Below are 22,399 nucleotides of genomic sequence, written 5' to 3'. Positions count from 1 at the left end.
GAGACCTCAGAAGATTAGTCCTCAAGCGGTGGTATTGAGGACAAATCCAACAGGAGACCTCAGAAGATTAGTCCTCAAGAGGTGGTATTGAGGACTAATCCAACAGTAGACCTCGGAAGATTAGTCCTCAAGCGGTGGTATTGAGGACAAATCCAACAGGAGACCTCGGAAGATTAGTCCTCAAGAGGTGGTATTGAGGACAAATCCAGCAGGAGACCTCAGAAGATTAGTCCTCAAGCCGGGGTATTGAGGACAAATCCAACAGGAGACCTCAGAAGATTATTCCTCAAGCGGTGGTATTGAGGACAAATCAACCGAAATCCTCAATAGATTAGTCCTCAAAAAATGGCCTTGAAGACAAAATCTCTTAAAAATAAATAAAAAGGTCCTTAAGATCTTTCTCTTAAGGACAAAACTAAAATTGATGACTAAACTATTAATCTATCTTTCATTCATAAAAGGCCCATTGACCAAGACCGTTAATTTTAAGATTCTTCCCCAGAATCCTACTAACTCTCTTCCTAGAATCCACGACCCCGCACCATTCATGGATAATATTAGTAGTGATCTTAAACTCTGGAAAAAGAATCCTAAATTCTTCTACGTTGCGCATCACTGCAACTGTTATCAGTTCTTCAACACCACATTTATTACAAATCAATTTCTTTCCAGAGATTGTCACTGAAAATGAGTCACATTTACTACAGGTCATTCCTTTTTTCACCGTCTCATACTTATAGGTGGGCAACTGGATTTTTGGCGGTTCTAATTGGTGTAATGAAATGAGTTTGTCTGCCAAATTTTTATGTGACTGATTGAGCTGCGATGACTTCTGGTCTAATTTTTTCATAAAGCGGTGAAGCTGGGTTGGAAGTATAAAAGGCAAGTCAGGTGGAGTTTGATATAACGTAAACTGGGGGTTAATAAAAATAACGTACGCTTCGACGGTAAGTTTACTTCCTAGTGATTGAAGAAGCTGGCTCAGTAATAATTTACTTCGTTTTAGTTGGTCAAGCGGGTTCTGGGTATCCCATCCTCCGAGGGTTTTTAAATATTCAGTATCATAAATGTACTCGCCTTCAAAGTTTTTCACTTCAAATAGGTTATAAGTTTCTTGGAAAATAAGGGATGAATCAAGTTGGAAACTGGACTTGTTGCTCTCAAGCTGCAAATCGTTCAAAATATGGCAGCTATGTTGGAGTTTCTCTGTCAATAAATCAAACTGAACCTCCCCTTCATACCCTTTTTCTTGGTTTAAATAATACCTCTGCTCATCCGCGGTTAATTTCATTCGTTTGCTTAAGATTCTAAGAGTCTTTAATACTAATGATTCACTTCGGGCTTTAAATGGCATATCCCACGTCCTTTCTACTTCCATCATATAGAAAAAACAGAACCAAAAGTATGAATACTTTGTTAACTTTCAATGAAAGAGTCATCTGCAGGATATAAAGCAGGCATATATGATTAGATCGCTGGGTTGTTCCATTCCCTAGCAAAGCAACAAAAGCTAACTCGTAAGGTATAAAAAGACGATTTCTCCCCCCTCCCCCCGAATCGTACTTATTATGCTTTTTTTCATATAAAAGGAATTTAGGTGAGGAATGTTGAATTTATATTCTTGCAATCGAAACTATTAAGGAGAAAACTATTTTATGCAAATTCTCGAAAAATTTCAGGGGATAATAATCAACACGTTTGGCTCCGAAGGAAAGGCTTGGTTAGATTCTTTAGGGCAAACAGTCCAAATCTATTTGCAAAAATGGAATCTTACCAGTGAAGGCCCTGTTGAGAATCTTTCCTATAATTATGTAATAAAAGTGACTGATTCAAAGGGTACACCTCTAATTTTAAAGCTGGGCGTTCCAAACTTTGATACACGAAATGAAATGATAACACTAAAGGCATATGACGGAAACGGCTGTGCCGAGCTGTTGAAGTCTGATTCGGAAAATGGTGTGATGCTGTTAGAGCGGCTCATTCCTGGAAGGATGCTTTCAGAGGAAAAGGATGAAATGCTTGTTGTGGAAACATTTATAAAAGTATGGAAAGAGATTCGCAGACCTGTACCTAATGGAACATCAACACCATCACTTACACACTGGTTTGAGGGGCTGACGCGCTATCGGAAAAACTTTCCCCATGGTCCGATTTCCCATGAACATGTTCTGTTAGCAGAGGATTTTTTCAAGTATATCGAGGATACATCAGCTGGACCAGAGCTGCTTCACGGTGATTTACATCATGAAAATATTTTGTATTCCGAGCAGCAGGGCTGGATGGCGATTGATCCAAAAGGAGTCGCAGGTGATTCGTACTTTGATGTGGTATCTTTTTTGGTGAATCAGCTAGAGTCAAAAACTGATTCAAAAAGCATCCTGAAACTCCGAGTGGATACAATCAGTAATCAGCTAGGACTAGACCGGCAACGCTTGTTAAAAGCAGCAGTTGCTTTAGGGACACTTTATGCTTGCTGGGGGATAGAGGACCAGGCGGATTGGGAAACCACTTATCAATGTGTGAAATGGTTCATTGAGTTTCTAGAATAGCCGTATATAAAAAATGACGATTCAACCTCCGAATCGTCTTTTTGCATTCAATAAATACAGAATGATATGAGCCATTTCAAAATAGAATGGAGTAAAGAGAACTCAATTTATGAATGGTGGTAATGGAATGAAGGAAATAACGATTGACCCTTTTATCCATGTGCGTATGGTAAAAAGTTTTGAATACGATCCTAAAGGCAAAAATATTAGCTTTATTTCTGATTTTACGGGGTTACCACAGGTATGGGAGCTTGACCGCGAAGATAGGTGGCCTGCCCAAACGTCTTTTACATTGAAAGGAATCACCTTTATTAAATATATTGCCAGCACATCAGATCTTATTATTGGGATGGACGTGGATGGGGATGAAAAGGAGCAATTGTACTTATTAAAAGAGGGCGGCGAAAAAATAGCACTGACCAACTCCCCTGAACATATTCATTTATTTGGTGACAGCTCTCCTGATGGAAAATGGATAGCATGGTCCAGCAATCGCCGAAGTCAACATTCTTTAGATGTATATATTCAAAATCTGGAGACACTGGAAATTCGACTTGTGTTTGCCGCCGATGGGACATATTTAGTTGAAAAGTGGTTTCCAGATGGAAAATCACTATTGGTAAAAAAAGCAAACTCGCCCCTTGATCATGATTTAGGGGTATTTTCACTTTTAACTGAAAAAATGGACTGGATTACAGCACATAAGGGTGAAGCGAGTTATAAAGATATTCATTTTAATAAGGATGGGGACCATATCTACCTATTAACGAATCAGGACAGAGAATTCTTCGGGCTCGCATTCATTCACATTGCCAGTAAACAATTGACTTGGCTGGAGCAGGGAGAGTGGGATATTGAAGACCTGGTTTTGAATAAGGATAAAAATAAATTAGCTTTTTCCATGAACGAAGGAGGAATATCGAAAGGGTATCTCGTAGACCTTGTTCAAAGTAAGCTGTATACATGGGACACTCCAATGGGAGTAATTAGCAATCTTAGATTTACACCTGACCAACAAAAGGTGGGATTTGTCCTAAATGGACCCACGCATCCTTCTGACATCTGGGAGGTTGAGCTTAACACCCTCCAAGCCAAACGGCTTACGTACATCTCCCGTGCTCCAATCCTGGAGGAAAAATTAATTGAGCCAGAAATCATATCGTTTCCATCGTTTGACCAACGTCCGATACCTGCTTTTTACTATAAGCCTAATCATAGAGACGAGGGATCCCCACTTGTCGTCTATATTCATGGAGGACCCGAAAGTCAAACTCGTGCTGTCTACAGCCCTTTTTTACAATATTTTTTAACCCAAGGTTATGCGGTGGCTGCGCCCAATATCCGCGGAAGTACAGGTTATGGAAAAACATACACTCACCTTGATGATGGCCGCAAACGAATGGACGCATTGAAGGATGTCATTTATCTAGTGGAGTGGCTAAAAAAAACAGGAGAGATTAATCCCGAGAAGGTAGCGATTGTCGGTGGAAGCTATGGTGGATTTATCGTGCTTGCTGCTATCAGCCACTATCCGAACTTATGGGCAGCTGGTATCGATATTGTGGGAATGTCCAGCCTCCGAACATTCTTACAAACAACAAGTCCTTGGCGGAAAAAGCTGAGGGAAGCAGAATATGGAACGATTGAAAAAGATGGAGATTACTTCGACCAAATCGACCCGTTGAATCATGCGGATAACATTGCAGCTCCTTTAATGGTCATTCATGGTGTTAATGACCCGCGTGTCTCCATTCAAGAATCTGAGCAAATCGTCAGGAAACTAATGAATCGAGATCACCCAGTAACGTTTATTCGCATCGAAGAAGAAGGGCATACAATGGTGAAATTAAAAAATAAAATTAATTCGTATTCGATGATGGCTGAATTTCTTGAAAAATACCTAGGGTCCAACTAGTTACCAAAAGCCTGGCGTCCTGCTTGGCTTTTTTTTGCTCGTAAAATAGGATAATAGTAGGATTTTTTGTTTTTTCTAAACGGAACAAATGTTTTGATGTAAGATAAGAAGAGTAACTATCGAAATAGGGGTGTAATCAACATTGAATGGTACAGCACATGCAGCAATTGGCGCTGCGACAGGATTCATCGTGGCCAACACGTTTCAAGCCACTCCATCTGAGACCGCTTTGTTTGTCGGATTAGGAGCCATTGCGGGATTAATGCCTGATCTTGATATTGATGGAAAGCTTCGCGGAAAAATTACCTTGTCACATAAGCTGATTCAGTTGGCAGCTCAGTTGATTGGGATATTGATGATTTTTTATAGTTTTTATGAAGGCAGTGCGACAGAGAAATGGCTTGGTCTCGGAATTGGTCTGGGGATTATAGTGATTTCAGGGTTCATCAAACAAAAGCATATGTTAACCATCACAGGAATTGGGGTACTGATGGGAGGGTTCTCTCTATCAGAAATGTGGTTAATGCTGCTGGGGGTTTATATTATCATTGCGTCAATCACTTCGCATCGTAGCTATACACATTCTATCTTGGGTGTCATTTTCTTTGGGGTAATCGCTTCAAAACTAGAAGGATCACTTGGAATCGATGGTGTATTCTATACCTGTCTAGGGGGATACATCAGTCACTTAATTGCCGATTTAAAAATATTACCGTTTAATAAACGGGGGATTAAGTTATTTTTACCTGTTTCAAAGATAGAATTATAGAATCGCACTCGGTCACTCAAGGCGGTCTAGTGTGACTCAGAGGGAGGGGAAATTCCGTTACGGTCACTCAAAGAGAATTAGAGTACCCGAAAATTAGAAGTAAGAATTCTCCCCTAGAACATTACCATCTAACTGTCTCCTTTTGGAAAAATTATTAAAATGTAGTACAATTATCTGATATAATTTTAATAAAAATACTTGGATACATAGTTAGGAGAGAAAAGGTTGGAAAGCTTTTTTGGATTTGCAATAAATATTATCATTACGATTTATTTGGTGATTGATTCTAAAAAGTATGGCAAAAGCCCGGTCCTTTGGGGGATTTTAGGATTCGTTTTTGGTGCGATTGCTTTAGGAATCTATTTAATTAAGACGGATCGCAAGGTGATTGGTTGGATTGTTACCATTTTAAGTATTATTGGTTATATCGCTTTCATCCTGCTCGTAGGCTTAGCGATTTTAATTGCAATGGCAGGATTTTCTTGAGTTTAAAAAAGGAAGGGGATACCTTTCCTTCTTTGAAAGATAAGGATAAAATTTGTTACTTCCACAGTACCTTACTGTGGTATTTTTTTGTTATGGAGACAAATGGTGAAAATTTCCTTCTAAATAAAAGTAAAAAGAGAAAAAAATTTACGAAAGATAGCAGGTATGCTATATTTTGTTTATGAAAGCGTTTAAGTATCAAAGTAATCTGACTAATTAAGGAGCTAATGAAATGATATTAGATCACATCGAAAATTACGAATTATACAAAGGGATAAATGAAAGAGTGAATCATGCCATTGAATATATTCAAACTCATGATTTCGCTAACTTACAAACAGGTATGCATGAAGTCAATGGGGATGAGCTTTTCTTCAATCTAATTGAATATGAAACAAAAGTGCCAGAAGAGCGGTTCTGGGAATCACATAAAAAATATATCGATCTTCACTTCATTATCGAGGGAAAAGAATTTGTTGCGAATGAGCTTTTTGAAAGAATGACAATTAAACAGGAGTACGATGAACAGGACGATTACTTTCTTCTGGAAGGAAAAGTGCAATCAAAAATAAAGCTTGAAAAAGGCGACTTTATGATCCTGTATCCGAGTGATGTTCACATGACTGGGATAAAAGTGGATGGTGGAGAAAAAGTTAGAAAAGTGGTCTTCAAAATACTTATTTAGGATGTGCGCACAAATGATCAAAGAAATTATCACAACAGATGTATTGGTCGTTGGCAGCGGCATTGCTGGACTTAAGGTCAGCATGGAGCTTGCCAAGGCTGGCCAAAACATCATAATGTCCACAAAAACACAGCTATGTTCTGGTTCCAGTTTTTTTCCTTTAAAGGCTTCTTTAGGTACTCAGGTAACAAAAAACGATGAAGATAAGACTGTGTTTTTAGAGGATATCGACGCGGTCAGCCATAATATGCAGGACCGGGAAATGGCGAAAATTTATATTGACGAGATACGGGACAGGGTCGAGGAGTTTCCGGAAATTGGAATTGAGCCGTATAAGCTTTCCGATGACCGCAAAGCCTGTTTTGCCAACCATGGCAGAACGATATACATGCTGAAGGACTGGAATAAAATCAGGGAAAATGTATCGGAAATAATGGAGAACTATCCGAATATTTCCCTAATGGAAAGAACGGCCGTTGTTTCCTTATTAAAGCAGGGCGAGAGAATTTCCGGTGCCATTCTTCTGGACAGAAACAATGATTTTATTATGATTAACTCTAAAGCCGTGATCCTCGCTACTGGCGGTTTTGGGAATATTTATAAGCATAATCTGAACCCGAATGATGTCGATGGTTCAGGACATATTCTGGCGCTTGAAGCCGGCGCAAGCCTTGTTAATATGGAGTTCATACAGTTTATTCCGGGCTTTACCTCGCCAAAATACAAGACACTATGGGGCGAGCATACCTTAAATTATTGCGAGGATTTTGTCAATGCATCCGGAAACAGCATATTAGATGGGGTGCTTCCTGAAGGGCTTTCGAAGGAAGAGTGCTTTAAGGTCCGCAGTACCCATGGGCCGTTCACGAATTCTTTGCCATCTAAATATTTTGATATCGCTATGATGAAAGAAATTCTCAGTACGAAAAGTGAAGAGGGCTTCGAGCTGATTTATGATGCGGAAATTTATAAGAATGCAACTGATTTCTACACCATTTATTTGAACTGGTTAGAAGAACGGGGAATTAATCTAGTTAGGGATACAATGAAAATTGCTCCGTTTGCTCATGCCAGCAATGGTGGTGTCAAGGTAGACAGCTATGGCCGGACCGGTGTGCCCGGGCTTTATGCAATCGGGGAATTAGCCGGCGGCATTGAAGGTGCTAATAGGCTAGGAGGAAATTCAACCGGGGCGTGTATGGTGTTTGGAAAAAGAGCGGCACAGGATTGTCTGGAATTCGTAGAAAGTGTCAATCTGGTAAAAGTCAATTCACAACCAGAAAATATCAAAATTTCTCAAATTATTCATTCTTTTTCAGCTAATACAGAGGACTCCTTAACTCCGCACGACGTAATGGAGGCAGTGAGAGAAATCATGTGGTTCCGCGGTAATGTCATTCGCGATGAAAAAAATCTTCTAATCGCTTTGGAAAAAATAGAGGAAATGAAGTCCGCCTTTAGCATGGAGTATTTCGTAAATCAAGTAGCAGAAAGAAAAAGTGCCTTCAAGGCAAGAAACTTCCTGATCCTTTCCAGCCTACTTTTAAAGGCGATGCTGGAAAGAAAAGAAAGCAGAGGAGCGCATTATCGGGAAGACTATCCAGCCGAGAATGAATTCTATAACAAAAGATTATTAATATTGCTAAATAATGGGGAAATGAAATTGGACTTTGAATTAAGAAAATAATTTCTCTCTCTGAAAAAAGTGGAAATTTTTTTCATAAAATTTAAAAGTGAAGAAAATTGTTTACACTATTAAAATAGTATGATATATTTTTTTTGTAAACGTTAACAAAATATCACTCAGGTGGGGATACACATGAATTTAGAAAAGTATAAGGGGATTATTCCAGCATTTTATGCTTGCTATGATGATGCAGGAGAGGTTTCAGAAAGTAGAACAAAAGATCTATGTAACTATCTTTTTGAGAAAGGTGTTAAAGGTTTATATGTTGGTGGTAGTTCAGGAGAATGTATCTATCAAAACCTTGAGGAAAGAAAAGCGACATTAAAATATGTTGCCGAGGCTCTTAAAGGAAAACTTACGTTAATTGCTCATGTTGGTGCACCATCAACAAGAGAAAGTGTCACTTTAGCTAAATATGCGGAAGAACTGGGCTATGATGCGTTATCAGCCATTCCTCCAATCTACTTTAAGTTGCCTGACAGCTCTGTTATTAAGTATTGGACGGAAATAATGGAGTCAACGGAACTGCCATTTATTATTTACAACATCCCTCAGACAACAGGGTACAATCTCACAGTCTCTACTTTTAAGAGGCTAATCGAAAATAAGAAAGTAATCGGCGTTAAGAATTCATCAATGCCAGTCATGGATATTGAACGATTTAAGGCAGCAGCAGGAGAAGACTTTATCGTCTTTAATGGTCCTGATGAACAGTATGTATCCGGAAGATTAATTGGCGCTGACAGTGGGATTGGCGGAACGTATGCGGCCATGCCGGAGTTGCTTTTAAAAGCTGAAGAGTTTGTCGCAACAGGGAATTTTGAACAAGCGAGAAACATTCAGCGGGACATTAACGATATCATTATTGCTTTATGTTCCCTAAATGGCCATATGTATTCAACGATTAAAGAGCTTCTTAAATTACGAGGCGTTAACATTGGAAGTGTCAGAGGGCCGCTAGAGCCAGTAACCGGTGAGGATTTAAACAAGGTAGAAGAAATTAGAGATATGATTGATAACGCTATTCGTAAATATGAGATGTAAACATGAAAAGAAGAATCGTTTGCTTTGGTGATTCTAACACTTGGGGATTCGATGCCAAATCATTGGAAAGATTCCCCGAAGGTGTCAGATGGACAAGCCTCTTGGCTGATCGTTTGGGTGAAGAGTTTCAGGTTGTGGAAGAAGGACTTTCAGGAAGAACCGCTGTAGTGGACGACCCGCTTTTTGAAGGGTTAAATGGCTTTCACTATCTTCATCCGTGTTTAATGAGTCATGCACCGCTTGAGCTGGTTATTATCATGCTTGGCACAAATGATACGAAGGAAAGGTTCAGTTTAACTTCCTTTAACATCGCACAAGGAATTGCAAGAATCTCTCAAAAAGCTAAGAACACACCCGCTGGTTTAAAAGGAGCATTTCCTAAAGTACTAGTTGTTGCACCGCCTCCGATTGGTAAAGAGTACTACGAAACGGAAGTGGGAAAATCAATGGGTAAAGGCTGTGACATCAAATCAGCGGAGCTTTCAACCCATTTGGAAGACCTCATGGGAATTCAAAAAACAGAATTCCTGGATACCAAAGGAACCGTTCCGATGAATATGATTGATTTTATGCATCTCGATGAGGAAGGTCACAAGCTTCTTGCAGAAATTGTCTACAATAAATTAAAAAATATTTTATAGGGGAGAGAAACGTATGATAAGAAAGCGTTTTCTAGCAACCGCTTTAACCGGTGTATTGGCAGTTTCAGCTTTATTGGCTGGATGTTCAGATAAAGATTCAAGTAAGCCGGCCGGAGGTTCAAAAGACAAAAAGACTGTGGAATTGTCCCTGATGTTAACACCACAATGGAAGGGTGTAATGGATGCAACAGAACAAGGGGCTGACTATGACAGTTTCTTCAAGCATGCAGCAGAAGAATTCTCTAAAGAATATAAAGATTATGATGTAAAGGTAAATGTCGAAGTTATTGCCAGCGATCAACGGGATGAATTGTTAAACGTTAAATTAAACGGCGGCACCCCGCCAGATATCTTCTTTGAAAATACATTTGCAATGGGTGACTACGCACATCGCGGTGCTCTAGTACCGTTAAATGATATTGTCGACGACGCTTCTAAGAATGATATCGCTCAAAATTACTGGGAAAGTGTTACCTTTGGCGAGGATACCTACTTCTACCCATTCTCCCATATGCCGGGAACATTAGCTTACAATGCTGAGATGCTCAAGGCGGCTGGTCTTGAACAGTATATCGGCGGTGAGAACGAAATTAAGACCTGGACATTGGATGAATACGAAACAATCTTAAATACACTTAAGAGTGATTTGCCGAAAGACAAATATTCAAATGCTTATCCAATGGGGCTGTACGCACTTAATAACCAAGGTGACACTTGGAACCTTGCTTATTTAAGAATGTTTGGCAATCAGTTCTTTGACAAAAAAGGCAATATTGTTCTTGATGATGCCAAAGGTGCGAAAGCGGCAGAATGGTTAAAGAAAACGTATGACGCTGGCTTAACAAACCCTGGTGCCGAATCTGTTTCTTCAAACGACGTACTAGCTATGTTTAAGAACCAAAAAATTGCCATTGCTTTCACTAATTCTGTATTGTTTAACAACACAAAAATTGAAATGGATGAAGGTAAGGCACCTAAGTTTGATATCAGACTTGCCAACATTCCATCTGAAAGTGGCGACCCATTAACATTCACTTATGTATCCGGCGCAGCTGTATTTAACACACAAGACGAAACGAGAATTAAAGTAAGTAAGGATTTTGTTAAGTTCTTCTCAACTGACCCTGAGCTAGTCAAAGCATCTAAAAATGGTGTTCCTGTAAGAACTTCAGTAGCAGATGAGTTCAAATCACAAAACCCATTATTCGAAGCGTACGACAAAAATGCTCAATACTTGTTCAACTTTACAGGCAGCGTTCCGGGCTATGCCGAGTTAAGACAAATTCTATATCCTGAGCTTCAAGCTATCTTTACTGGCCAGAAGTCACCTGAACAAGCTATGAAAGATTATCAAAAGAATGGTAACCAAGTCATTAAAGATTCAAGAGAAAATTCAGTAATTAAATAACCTTTAGCATTACAATATCAATAATTAAAGCCCCGAAACCTGGGGCTTTAATTTAAGAAAGGTTAAGGATTTTTATGAAGTTCAACAAGCATGTTTTAAAAGAAAATCTGACGGGATACATGTTTATTGCTCCACAGTTAATCCTGTTTCTAGTATTCCTCGTTTATCCGATAATTGAAGGTATTCGCCTAAGCTTATACAGAATCAATTATACAAATGAAGTTTTTGTTGGTTTTGAAAACTATGAAAAATTATTTCAAAACCCGGTTTTTATTAAAGCTACTTTTAATACTGTCTTTTTTGTTATTTGTATCGTAGCATTAACTGTTATTTTTGCTCTATTCGTATCTGCGGCTATTTTTGATAAAAATGCTAAATATGTTTCATTTATTAGAGGGGCCTACTATATCCCTGTAATGGTATCAATGGTTGTTATGAGTATGATTTGGAGCTTTTTGCTAAACCCGGCAAATGGTCTTATTCCTTATATCGCACAGCAGATGGAAATGTCAACGATTAATTTTTTGGGTAATCCTAAAACAGTTTTACCGGTCATTATTTTCGTAACCTTTGCAACTAATGTTGGTCAAGCGATCATTTTATATATAGCCTCAATGATAGGGGTTCCTAAGGAACTGTTCGAAGCAGCAGAAGTGGATGGGGCCAGCAGAATGACGATCATCTTTAAAATCCTGATTCCACTGGTCAAGCCTACGACCATATACATTATCATCATGAATATTATTGCTGTTTTAAAGATTTTCGTTGTCATTCAGCTCTTAACGGGCGGCGGGCCAAACAATTCATCCAATACGCTGATGTGGTTCTTATATAATAATGCCTTTAAGTTTAATCAGCTTGGTATTGCGTCTGCAGTTGGTGTCATTATGTTCTTAATTACATTAGTATTATCAGTTCCGCAATTAAGAGCCATGTTTAAGAAGGAGTGAGGTGACAGGACATGATAAAAAATAAAAATAAAAGAAAGAGAGAAAAGGTTGATGTCATTGCCAATGTGATAATTGTTTTCTTTGCCATCTTAAACCTATTTCCTCTTTATTGGTTATTTACCAGTTCATTGAAAAATAGCTCAGATGTTATCAAAATGCCGCCGGATTGGTTCCCGAAAACAATGACCTTCAGTAACTATGTGGATGTGTTTCAAAACCAGCCGGCCTTAAAATGGACATTAAATAGCATCATGGTATCACTTATCACGACGATTGCGGTCATCGTGTTCAGTTCCATGGCAGCTTATGCCTTTTCAAAACTTAAGTTTAAAGGGAAAAATTTTATTTACATCATTTTTATTTCTAGCTTGATGATTCCAAAAGAGGTTATGATTGTTCCTTTGTTTAGAATTATTCAAGACTTTGGCATGGTAAATTCACTTAATGGCATGATTTGGCCGAATGTTGCCACTGCTTTTGGCGTATTCTTGCTTAAAGGATTCTTTGACGCTATACCGGATTCTTTACGAGAAGCAGCTAGAATTGATGGAGCAGGAGAGTTTTATACCTTCTATAAAATTATCATGCCAATTGTGAAACCGGGTATTGGAGCATTGTTTATTTTAAATTTTGTTCAAGTATGGAACGATTATCTCTGGCAGTTAGTTGTCGGACAGGATGCGAATTCCAAAACGTTAATGGTCGGTATCGCGTCATTAATGCAGGACTTAAATCCAAACTTTGCTTACAAAATGGCTGGAGCCACGGTTGCTGCAGTTCCAATGCTTTTAATCTTCATCTTTTTCCAAAAATACTTTACTAAAGGCTTGGCAATTGGGGCAGAAAAGGGATAAAATTCGACTTGGAGATGCTTTATATGAATAATAAGGATAAAATTTTTGAACAGCTTAAAGGAAAGTTAATTGTCTCATGTCAAGCGCTTCCTGAGGAGCCGCTTCACAGCCCTTATATTATGGGAAGAATGGCGTATGCGGCCAAGCTTGGCGGAGCAAGCGGCATTCGTGCCAATAGTGTTGAAGATATAAAGGAAATCAAGAAGACGGTTGATTTGCCGATTATCGGAATTATTAAAAACGTCCTTGAAGGGTCGGATGTGTTTATCACCCCAACGATGGAAGAAATTGATCTTCTCTATCAGGAAGGTGTCGATATCATCGCACTGGATGCAACGAAAAGAATCAGACCCGACGGCAAGACCATCGAAGAGGTATTCCCGTTAATAAGAGAAAAGTATAAAGATCAGCTGTTTATGGCAGATTGTTCTACTTATGAGGAAGGTCTAACAGCCTATAAACTTGGCTTTGACTGTGTTGGTACAACCTTAAGCGGCTATACGGATTACACGAAAGGAACGGCATTGCCTGACACGGTTTTAATCGAAAAGCTAGTAAGGGATTTGCCGATTCCAGTTATTGCTGAAGGTGGTATTTGGACTCCTGAGGAACTAAAGACAGTATTTGATGTTGGCGTTTATACCGCGGTGGTGGGAACCGCCATTACCCGGCCGATGGAAATTACGAAAAGGTTTGTCAATGTTATTCAATAATGGAGAAAATTTTTTTCAGAAATAAATCCCTCGAGGCTCTCTTGGGATTTATCTCTCTAAATGTAGATTGATAGAGGGTGGAGAAAGTGAAAATAGTAGCTGTCGATATTGGAGGGACATCCATAAAGCTAGGCCTCTCCGATGAAAATGGAAATATAGAGGTTTTTAAAGAATATGATACGGAGAGTAAAAAAGGCGGACCTTATATTGTAGAAAAACTGATACAGATTATTTCTGAATTTGAAGATTTTGATGCAATCGGGATTAGTACTGCTGGGCAGGTGGATAGCGAAGAAGGGTACATTATTTATGCCAATGAAAATATTCCCAATTATACCGGAACCAAATTAAAAAGTATTTTAGAGGAAAAATTTAATGTTCCTGTCAAAGTGGAAAACGATGTCAATGCAGCCGCACGTGGTGAAAAATATTTTGGAGCAGGCCGGGAGTTTACCGATTTCCTGTGTCTGACGTATGGAACAGGAATCGGCGGGGCGATCATCATAGACTCGAAACTGTACAAAGGGAATAATGGGGTTGCAGCTGAATTTGGCCATATTATTACCCATCCTAGAGGCAATCACTGCAATTGTGGCAAAAGAGGCTGCTATGAAACATATGCTTCCACCACTGCATTAGTACGAAAGGCTCTCGAGCTTGACCAGGACTGTGTGAATGGGAAAGAAATTTTTAAGAAAATCGAGCAAGAAAATGCTGCCCTGTTAAATGTACTCAAGGATTGGGTAGAGGAAGTAGCGTTGGGATTAACGTCATTAATTCATATTTTCAACCCTCCGGCCATTGTTGTTGGCGGTGGCATCATGGAGCAAGCCTTTTTAGTAGAAATGGTTTCTGCTAAAGTAAAAGAATTAATCATGGACAGCTTTATTGACGTAAAAATTATCAAAGCCTCACTAGGAAATAAAGCGGGCATCCTTGGTGCTGTTTCACTTCATTTGCGAAGCGTGAACGAGGAGGGGGCCGAATGGCAAAGGTAGATATATTTTCACTTATTCGTTCAAGGTACAATGAATTTACAAATACGGAAAAAAAAGTGGCAGATTACATTCTTGAAAATATTAAAGATGTTATTTACTTGTCGATTACTGATCTCGCAGATGCATGTAACGTAGGAGAGTCTAGTGTTTTTCGATTTTGTAAAACGATGAAGTTAAAAGGATATCAAGAATTTAAAATTGCTCTAGCACACAGTCTTTCACTTGATGATGATACTTCACAGATTTCAGGTGAAATCACCTTGCAAGATACAATTGCAGAACTTTCTTCGAAAATATTGAATACGAATATCAGTGCGCTTACTGATACCTTTAACCTTATTAACGAGAAAGATATTTCTAGAGCAATCGACAGTATGATAGTTGCAGAAAGAATCCAATTTTTTGGAGTAGGTTCTTCCTTAATGACGGCTATGGAAGCGAAGAATAAGTTTATGAGAATCACGAACAAAACGGAATGTTCGATTGATTCGCATCTACAGATTATGTCCGCTGCCTTAATGACAGAGAAGGATGTAGCTGTACTTATTTCTTATTCAGGCTCGACAAAAGATACAATTGAAGTAGCAAAAGTGGCAAAGGAAAAAGGAGCAAAAATCGTTTCGATTACGCGATTTGCCAAATCGCCTTTGACAAGTTATTCAGATATTACTTTGCTTTGCGGAGCAAATGAAGGTCCGCTGCAAGGAGGAAGTTTATCAGCAAAGCTATCTCAACTATATCTATTGGATCTTCTTTATGCTGAATATTTTAATAGAACCTATAAAGAATCGCTTCTTAATAAAGAAAGCACTGCTAAGTCTGTAATTGAAAAAATGCTGTAGATTAGAAAGGTGGGAGAAAATGCAGCCAATTACCTTGGATTCTCAAACAATATTAGGGGCTTTATCACTGGAAAGATATGATGAGTTCATTAAACCATGGAGAATCGATTATAATGACAAGGATTTTTTTACTCCTAATCTTCTTGATGGCCATGCGGAAGCCCCTGCTGGCGTTAGAATAACATTTGAAACCAACTCTTCTGTCACATTTCCTATGTAAATGGATTAGATATTATGAGTGCTGAGTACAAACACTTGTTACCGGATGACCTGCATCCGAATGCTGAAAGCTATAAGCTATTGGTGCGAAATTTCACGGCTGCCTTTAAACCATATTTTAACTGACAGCTAATTCCGTAATTGAAAAATAGCTGTAACGAGGCTGCCTAAAAGGGGTCTGCCCTTACAATTCCAGTTGTGGGAATGTGAGGGCAGACCCCTTTGCATTGGGTTAATATTAAGACAGATGGGACTCCTTTTGCCGATATAGTTATCTTTGTAATGGCATAATGCGTCGAGCGAGAAATATCCCAATGGAATAACCTTCACCTGGGATGTGATTAATGTCGCTTTAGCGATTTTGTTCATTCATTACCTAGTAGCAACAATCGATTTCCTTTTATACAACCAAGATCCAAGTAAAAAGGTAATGGCTCCCCAGATGACTAATACCCCGATTCCAAACCACAATGTACTTGAGAATATACCTGTCTCATAAACCATGCTGTCACGTAAGCCTTCGGCAAAATAGGTGAGCGGCAGGATATTTGATACTGGCTGCAGCCAATCCGGCATGGTTTCAATAGGAAAGAAGACGCCGCTTAAAAACATCATGAGGAAGCTGACAATGTTTGCTACTCCCATATAAGCATTTTGTGTCTGACTAAAGGAAGAAATTAAGTAACCAAGTGCATTAAAGGAAAGTGCACCGATTAAAAAGACGATCGTCAGGCTGAAAAAATTGATGTAGAGGCTTGCGCCAAAGATAAATACACCAATGAGTGACAATAGCAGAATCTGAACGATGCTAAATAACAGCCGCATGACCATATCGCTTAGGCCGAAAATCCCCATTTTTGCAGGTGTCATTCTAAGCCTTTTGATTAATCCTTTGCGACGCATCTCCACTAAGTCAACCATTCCGAACATGCCACCCTGTGCGATCGATAAGGCGATCATCCCGGTCAACAGAAAATCAGTATAGTTCAATTCATTCGTACTAGCTGTAACCGATTCAAATTGAATGTCATAGGTCGGGGTTGCACCAACAGCAGATAGGTTTGCCTGCTGAACAATTTTATCAAGAATCGCTGATAGGGCTTGGGTTGTTACTCCTTGTTCATCTTCTTTGTTTACGACTAGTACGAAAGAAGTGTCCTCAGCAGATTCAGGCAAGACGATGGCCGCATCCACTTCTTGATCTTTAACCCATTGTTCGGCAGTGTTGCGACTAACCGGTTCGCCCGATTTTACATCAAGAATAGGAAGTTGATCTATTTGGGTTAACAGCATTTCTGAAACAGGATTTGGATTATCTGCTACAATCGCAATTTCAGATTGAAATTCGTCATCGGAACTGCCGCTAAAAATCACCATAAAGATGACCATTAAAATAACGGGGAAAAATATCCCCCAAAACCATGCTTGTTTTTCACGAAGTGTCAATTTTAATTGTGCCGAAAACATTTTTTTAAACTGTTTGAAATTGCTCAAGTTAATCCCTCCATTCCTTCCCTGTAAAAGCAATAAATACATCTTCGAGACTCATCTCGCGGATGGAGACCTGTTCAACCTGGTATTCCTTTTCCTTTGTGAATTTAAACAAGTCCAACAGGGTATCCTCTGGCTTGATGGTCCACAGCTTTAAGGTCGAACCATCACGCTCGGTACGGGAGACGGAGTCAAGCTGGTTCGCAAAAACATCCGCAACTTTTGCTGCCTCTTCACCATCGAGGAAGGCTAACCGTACTTCTCGTTCTTTTGTTAGTTTTTCAATAAGGGCTGAAGGCGTATCGATGGTCACGATGTTACCTTGATCGACAATACAGACCCGGTCACTAAGTTTTTCAGCTTCTTCCATATAATGTGTCGTTAGAATCGTGGTTTTACCTAATTTCTTTAGCTCAAGGATAATATCCCAAATATGCCGGCGCGCCTGAGGGTCCAGACCAGTAGTAGGTTCATCGAGGAAGATAATGTCGGGATCGCTAATCATCGCAAGTCCAATGGCCAGTCGCTGGCGCTGACCGCCAGAAAGCTTTTTCACTTGGTTTTTTCGATGTTCGGTTAGATTTATCAGTTCAAGGATTTCCTCCGTTGGCCGAGCCTTATCATAAAAGGTAGCAAAAAGATCTAGATTTTCCTCAGGTGTTAATAAGTCGAACATGGCGCTAGATTGTGGTTGTACGCCGATTTTCATCTTAATGGCTACTGCATGGTTACCCCAGTTCATATCACCGAAATGGATTTCTCCATGATCGGGTGTAACCAAGCCTTCAATCATTTCTAGCGTGGTCGTTTTTCCGGCACCGTTTGGTCCGATAATCGTAAATACTTCGCCAGCTTCTACCGAAAAGCTAATGTCCTGTACAGCACGAATCGCTCCGAATGATTTTTGTAGGTGTGTTACTTCTAAAACCTTCATTTATTCTCCTGCCTTTCCTTGATACATGAAATTACCCTGTAGTTGTATATGTTCTGAATCAGGAAATCATTCGAACTTTCATAAAAACACCCAGCGACAAATTACTCCGCTGGGCATTTACGTTTTCTTCTATTTAAATTGATTCTGCTGCTTTTCTTTCTTTGAATTCTTCTTTTATTTGAGCTAATGTGTCTTCATCTGTAATTAGCTTTAATGCGGTTAGTGCCAATGCTTTTGCACCTGTAATAAGGGCTTGATCGCCTCTTGAGGAAGCAGCGGCCTCTCTAAACGGTACAGTGTGGGCAACAAGGTCACTTGCTCCAATTTTAATATATGGATGTATAGTTGGGACGACTTGGCTGATGTTTCCTGCATCCGTTGAACCGATGCCTTTGTCCCCTTCAACTACTACGGTTTCACCTAGTTCTTCAACGACTTCCTTGAAAACACTATCATAACGTCTATTTAATAGAAGATTATCGACTTCATTTTGAAAAGCGATGACATTCAGCGTTGCACCAGTAGCTAATGCCGCTCCTTCTGCGACAGCTTTTACCCGTCGTGTCACTTCGTTTAAACCAGATCGAGTAGCAGCACGGATGAAAAATCGAGCTTTTGCATATTCAGGGATAATGTTCGGTGCGTCGCCGCCATGTGTGATGATTCCATGGATGCGTACATCATCTCTTAGTTGTTGTCGTAAGGCATTGATTCCATTAAATAGCTGAATCACTGCATCTAAAGCATTGATTCCTTCATGCGGGGAAGCGGCGGCATGTGCCGGCTTGCCGATAAATTCAAAGTCCAGTGGATCAACAGCAAGTGAGGTGCTGGTTAAGCGAGTCTCACCATTCGGATGAATCATGATGGCGGCGTCTATTCCTTCTACTAATCCATGTTTGACAAAGCTTCCTTTGGCACTGCCGTTCGGACCGCCTTCTTCAGCAGGAGTTCCAAACACAACTGCTTCTCCACCTGTTTCGTCTAAAACCTTGCTTAGTGCAATCGCAGCAGCAACGCTGGTTGTACCAATAATATTATGACCGCATGCATGTCCCAAACCTGGCAGTGCATCATATTCCGCTAGGAAGGCGATGGAGGGACCTGGTTTATCTGACTTTTTTCGAGCAACAAAAGACGTTTCATGACCAGCCACAGCCTTTTCCACTTCAAAACCTTCTTTGACAAGAATGTCGGTTAAAAGGGAAGAGGCAAAAAATTCTTCGTTCCCGATCTCAGGCTTTGCATGGATTTGGTGGCTTGTTGAAAGGTAAAGCTCTTTATTGTTTTCTACATTTTGAATAATTGCTTCTTTTAATGAAGCTACTGTTTTTGTTGTCATTGTTTTTCTGCCTCCTTATTATCTTTGGATAAGGCGCTTGCGCTTTTCTCGTAAGATAAGTACAAGTTTTTGAACCTAGATTACTGTCCAGCTCCAGCGCCCTAGCGGCTAGTGTCCTTCGCTCTCCGCCCTACGATAAGTCAAGCACGAATGCGCCTCCGGCTCTTCGTGTTTCCTTTATCTCAGTTGGAGCGCTCCACAAGGAACGCTTTGGCAGCTTAGGCTTCGCACGAAGGAAAAGCGTTAGCTTTTTCGAGGAGGCCATACGCCGCTGGCCAGGGCGCTTCCGCTTTTCTTGTTACCAGCCAATATTGCTTAATGGTACGAATGTTGGGATCAGGTTGCCTTTGTACTCGTCTTCAATAAATTTTGCTGTATCTTCTGATTGGTAAAGTTCTGCTACTCTCTTATATGTTTTGTTTTCTTTGTCTTTTGCTTGAACCGCAATAATATTAAGGTAAGGGGTAGCTGTTTCACTTTCAACAAAAATCGCATCTTCTAGAGGGCTAAGACCTGCATCACCGGCAACCCCGTTATTGATCAAAGAAGCGGCAACGTCTGGCAATGCTCTTGGTGTTTGCGCTGGTACCATTGGGATAAATTCAAAGTTTTTCGGGTTCTTTTTAATTTGATTAAGATCGCCATTTGCATCAAAATCTTCAGGTAATTCAATGAGTCCAGCTTCTTGAAGAAGTAATAATGCCCGGCCTTGATTGGATGCATCGTTCGGAAGGGCAATTTTTGCTCCATCCGGAATGTCTTTAACATCCTTGTGTTTTTCAGAGTAAATTCCCATTGGGGCAAGGACAGTAGTTGCAATTGGTACTAGGTCCAATTTGTGTTCTTTAATAAAAACATCAAAATAAGCAACAGTTTGGAATGCATTTACATCGAGTTCGCCTTCCGCAAGAGCAGTATTGGGAGCAACGTAATCTGAGAATGGAACGATCTCGATATTGATTCCCTCTTTTTCAGCCTTTTTCGCTACAAAATCCCAAATGCGTGTATCGGTTCCGCTAACTCCAAGTTTAACGGTAGTTGATTCTTTACCCTCTGATGTTTTCTCAGCGCAACCAGCGCCAATAATCACCAATGCAAGTACAATAATTGATAATAAAAGTTTTTTCATGTTGATTTCCTCCTAAGTTATCTTCGTCTGATTTTTTTTGCTGCTATATTTCCTAATGACTGTAGGCCTTGAACCATTACAATCAGAATTAATACTGTAATGATCATCGTGACTGTATCAAAACGCTGGTAGCCATAGGTAATGGCTAAATCTCCAATCCCGCCGCCACCAACCGCTCCTGCCATCGCCGATGCTCCAACTAAACCGATGGTGGCAATCGTAAGGGCTAAAACAAGTGAGCTAAGTGCTTCAGGAATTAGAAATTTGAAAATGATTTGCCCTGGGGTTGCCCCCATTGCCTCCGCTGCTTCAATGACACCTGGATCCACTTCTAGCAAAGAATTTTCTATCAATCTTGCAATATAGGGACCACAATAGAATACCAATGGGACTACTGCTGCGGCCGTTCCAATTGATGTACCGACAATCAACCTTGTGACCGGAATCATCGCCACTAGTAAAATAATGAACGGTACAGAACGGAAAATGTTTATGATTCCATTCAAGACGGTAAAGAACGGCAAATTTTGAAGCAGATGGCCTTTTCGTGTTACTACTAGTAAAATCCCCAGCGGCAAACCAAGAATAGTAGAGAACAAGAGCGAGAAGGCTACCATTTGAATGGTTTCAATTAAGGCTGAAATGATTTGCTCTGAATTAACTAGCATGTGCTGCCACTTCCTTTATGCTGATATTCTTCTGGTTGATATACGTTAATGCACGAATCACTTCTTTGTCAGACCCTATAAACTCGACAATGAGGTTTCCGAAGGGAGTTCCTTGAAGTTCGGTAATATTGCCGAACAAGACATTGATATGAATATCAAATTGTTTAGCCAGTTCGGATAATAACGGCTGACCTGCTGTACTGCCGACAAAATTGATTCGGAAAACTCTTTGCATCCCATCGTGCTTTTGAATGATTTCCTTTATAGAATCAGGCAGCTGATCATTCATGACCGTACTGACAAAATTCTTTGCTGTCTGTGTTTTCGGTGCTGAAAAGACATCAAACACTGAGCCTTCTTCAATGATTTTTCCCGCTTCAATTACAGCAACCCGGTCGCAAATCTCTCTGATCACCGCCATCTCGTGCGTGATAATTAGGATCGTAATGTTGTACTCTTTATTGACCTTTTTCAGTAACTGCAAAATCGAACTGGTTGTTTGCGGATCAAGTGCAGAGGTTGCCTCATCACAGAGCAGGATCGATGGCTGTGTTGCCAATGCTCTGGCGATTCCGACACGCTGCTTTTGTCCTCCTGAAAGCTGGTCTGGATAATAGTCAGCTTTGTCGGCTAATCCAACAAATTCTAGTAATTCTTGAACGCGCTTTTTGATCGCGTCCTTGGGAAGTTTGGCTAGCGTGAGGGGCATTGCCACGTTTGCAAAAACTGTTTTTGAGTTTAATAGATTAAAATGTTGAAATATCATCCCGATATTTTTCTTTATCTCACGAACTTCTTTCACGGACATAGAGGTGAGATCATGACCATCAACAATGACCTTACCGGATGTAGGACGCTCTAATAGGTTTACACAACGGATCAGTGAGCTTTTACCCGCACCGCTGAATCCGATAACTCCAAAAATTTCGCCCTTATTTATTTTCAAATCAATTCCATTTAACGCAGCAACCTGCTGTCCGCCACTTTCATAAACCTTTTGAAGATTTTGAAATTCAATCATGGTGTTCCACTCCTTTTTGAAAAATAAAAAAACCCTCTTCTTGGAAATAAGAAG

22 protein-coding genes are annotated in these 22,399 nt (G+C 39.9%); 15 read left to right on the top strand and 7 right to left on the bottom strand.

What is annotated here, in order from left to right; genetic code table 11:
- Positions 1 to 448: 448 nt before the first annotated feature.
- Positions 449 to 1,381, bottom strand: a complete 933-nt coding sequence (locus tag J2Y03_RS19985; protein WP_310197316.1) for a nuclease-related domain-containing protein — start codon at positions 1,379 to 1,381, stop codon at positions 449 to 451.
- Between the two features lie 274 nt (positions 1,382 to 1,655).
- Here J2Y03_RS19985 and J2Y03_RS19980 point away from each other — a divergent pair, with 274 nt between their 5' ends.
- The 15 genes from J2Y03_RS19980 (at position 1,656) to J2Y03_RS19910 (ending at position 15,761) form a co-directional block, all read left to right on the top strand.
- Positions 1,656 to 2,549, top strand: a complete 894-nt coding sequence (locus tag J2Y03_RS19980; protein ID WP_310197315.1) for an aminoglycoside phosphotransferase family protein — start codon at positions 1,656 to 1,658, stop codon at positions 2,547 to 2,549.
- A gap of 127 nt (positions 2,550 to 2,676) precedes the next feature.
- Positions 2,677 to 4,464 (top strand): S9 family peptidase, encoded by a 1,788-nt coding sequence (locus J2Y03_RS19975; RefSeq protein ID WP_310197312.1) that lies wholly within the window; start codon positions 2,677 to 2,679, stop codon positions 4,462 to 4,464.
- A 142-nt stretch (positions 4,465 to 4,606) separates the two neighbouring features.
- Positions 4,607 to 5,233 (top strand): metal-dependent hydrolase, encoded by a 627-nt coding sequence (locus tag J2Y03_RS19970; protein ID WP_310197309.1) that lies wholly within the window; start codon positions 4,607 to 4,609, stop codon positions 5,231 to 5,233.
- A gap of 225 nt (positions 5,234 to 5,458) precedes the next feature.
- Positions 5,459 to 5,719, top strand: a complete 261-nt coding sequence (locus J2Y03_RS19965) for a hypothetical protein (RefSeq protein ID WP_310197306.1) — start codon at positions 5,459 to 5,461, stop codon at positions 5,717 to 5,719.
- Between the two features lie 232 nt (positions 5,720 to 5,951).
- Positions 5,952 to 6,404 carry a NanQ anomerase/TabA/YiaL family protein gene (locus J2Y03_RS19960; protein ID WP_310197302.1) on the top strand — a complete coding sequence of 151 codons (453 nt, stop codon included), beginning with the start codon at positions 5,952 to 5,954 and terminating at the stop codon, positions 6,402 to 6,404.
- 13 nt (positions 6,405 to 6,417) lie between these two features.
- Entirely contained in the window at positions 6,418 to 8,091 is a 1,674-nt protein-coding gene (locus J2Y03_RS19955) for an FAD-binding protein (protein WP_310197300.1), read from the top strand.
- Between the two features lie 132 nt (positions 8,092 to 8,223).
- Positions 8,224 to 9,135, top strand: a complete 912-nt coding sequence (locus tag J2Y03_RS19950; RefSeq protein WP_310197298.1) for a dihydrodipicolinate synthase family protein — start codon at positions 8,224 to 8,226, stop codon at positions 9,133 to 9,135.
- Between the two features lie 2 nt (positions 9,136 to 9,137).
- A complete protein-coding gene (locus J2Y03_RS19945; RefSeq protein ID WP_310197296.1) occupies positions 9,138 to 9,776 on the top strand; it encodes a GDSL-type esterase/lipase family protein in 639 nt (212 codons plus the stop codon).
- A 13-nt stretch (positions 9,777 to 9,789) separates the two neighbouring features.
- Positions 9,790 to 11,184: an ABC transporter substrate-binding protein gene (locus J2Y03_RS19940; RefSeq protein WP_310197293.1), complete on the top strand. Its 1,395-nt coding sequence runs from the start codon at positions 9,790 to 9,792 to the stop codon at positions 11,182 to 11,184.
- Positions 11,185 to 11,258: 74 nt separating this feature from the next.
- Positions 11,259 to 12,134: a carbohydrate ABC transporter permease gene (locus J2Y03_RS19935; protein ID WP_310197289.1), complete on the top strand. Its 876-nt coding sequence runs from the start codon at positions 11,259 to 11,261 to the stop codon at positions 12,132 to 12,134.
- A gap of 11 nt (positions 12,135 to 12,145) precedes the next feature.
- The gene (locus J2Y03_RS19930) at positions 12,146 to 12,988 is read left to right on the top strand and encodes a carbohydrate ABC transporter permease (RefSeq protein WP_310197286.1); all 843 of its coding nucleotides are present in this window, start codon (positions 12,146 to 12,148) and stop codon (positions 12,986 to 12,988) included.
- Positions 12,989 to 13,011: 23 nt separating this feature from the next.
- Positions 13,012 to 13,701, top strand: a complete 690-nt coding sequence (locus tag J2Y03_RS19925) for an N-acetylmannosamine-6-phosphate 2-epimerase (RefSeq protein WP_310197284.1) — start codon at positions 13,012 to 13,014, stop codon at positions 13,699 to 13,701.
- A gap of 86 nt (positions 13,702 to 13,787) precedes the next feature.
- Positions 13,788 to 14,699 carry an ROK family protein gene (locus tag J2Y03_RS19920; RefSeq protein WP_310197281.1) on the top strand — a complete coding sequence of 304 codons (912 nt, stop codon included), beginning with the start codon at positions 13,788 to 13,790 and terminating at the stop codon, positions 14,697 to 14,699.
- Positions 14,687 to 15,541, top strand: a complete 855-nt coding sequence (locus J2Y03_RS19915) for a MurR/RpiR family transcriptional regulator (protein WP_310197278.1) — start codon at positions 14,687 to 14,689, stop codon at positions 15,539 to 15,541. Before J2Y03_RS19920 ends, J2Y03_RS19915 begins: the two co-directional genes overlap by 13 nt.
- A gap of 19 nt (positions 15,542 to 15,560) precedes the next feature.
- Complete coding sequence (locus tag J2Y03_RS19910; RefSeq protein WP_310197274.1) at positions 15,561 to 15,761, top strand: hypothetical protein; 201 nt, start codon at positions 15,561 to 15,563, stop codon at positions 15,759 to 15,761.
- Between the two features lie 371 nt (positions 15,762 to 16,132).
- On the opposite strand, the gene J2Y03_RS19905 is transcribed toward J2Y03_RS19910, so the two are convergent.
- The 6 genes from J2Y03_RS19905 to J2Y03_RS19880 all read right to left on the bottom strand — a co-directional run bounded on the left by J2Y03_RS19905 (position 16,133) and on the right by J2Y03_RS19880 (position 22,345).
- Positions 16,133 to 17,254: an ABC transporter permease gene (locus J2Y03_RS19905; protein ID WP_310197272.1), complete on the bottom strand. Its 1,122-nt coding sequence runs from the start codon at positions 17,252 to 17,254 to the stop codon at positions 16,133 to 16,135.
- Between the two features lies 1 nt (position 17,255).
- Positions 17,256 to 18,185: an ABC transporter ATP-binding protein gene (locus J2Y03_RS19900; RefSeq protein ID WP_310197269.1), complete on the bottom strand. Its 930-nt coding sequence runs from the start codon at positions 18,183 to 18,185 to the stop codon at positions 17,256 to 17,258.
- A gap of 133 nt (positions 18,186 to 18,318) precedes the next feature.
- Positions 18,319 to 19,527 carry a M20 family metallopeptidase gene (locus J2Y03_RS19895; RefSeq protein WP_310197266.1) on the bottom strand — a complete coding sequence of 403 codons (1,209 nt, stop codon included), beginning with the start codon at positions 19,525 to 19,527 and terminating at the stop codon, positions 18,319 to 18,321.
- Positions 19,528 to 19,825: 298 nt separating this feature from the next.
- On the bottom strand, positions 19,826 to 20,656 hold the full coding sequence (locus J2Y03_RS19890) for a MetQ/NlpA family ABC transporter substrate-binding protein (RefSeq protein WP_310197263.1): 831 nt from the start codon (positions 20,654 to 20,656) through the stop codon (positions 19,826 to 19,828).
- A gap of 17 nt (positions 20,657 to 20,673) precedes the next feature.
- Complete coding sequence (locus J2Y03_RS19885; protein ID WP_132091591.1) at positions 20,674 to 21,324, bottom strand: methionine ABC transporter permease; 651 nt, start codon at positions 21,322 to 21,324, stop codon at positions 20,674 to 20,676.
- Positions 21,314 to 22,345 (bottom strand): methionine ABC transporter ATP-binding protein, encoded by a 1,032-nt coding sequence (locus J2Y03_RS19880; RefSeq protein ID WP_310197259.1) that lies wholly within the window; start codon positions 22,343 to 22,345, stop codon positions 21,314 to 21,316. The genes J2Y03_RS19885 and J2Y03_RS19880 overlap by 11 nt, the downstream gene beginning before the upstream one ends.
- Positions 22,346 to 22,399: the final 54 nt, after the last annotated feature.

The sequence above is a fragment of the Neobacillus niacini genome, assembly GCF_031457145.1.
Lineage (GTDB): Bacteria > Bacillota > Bacilli > Bacillales > Cytobacillaceae > Neobacillus > Neobacillus niacini_J.
Note: the sequence above shows the minus strand (reverse complement) of the source record. Positions and strands in the feature narration are given on the sequence as shown.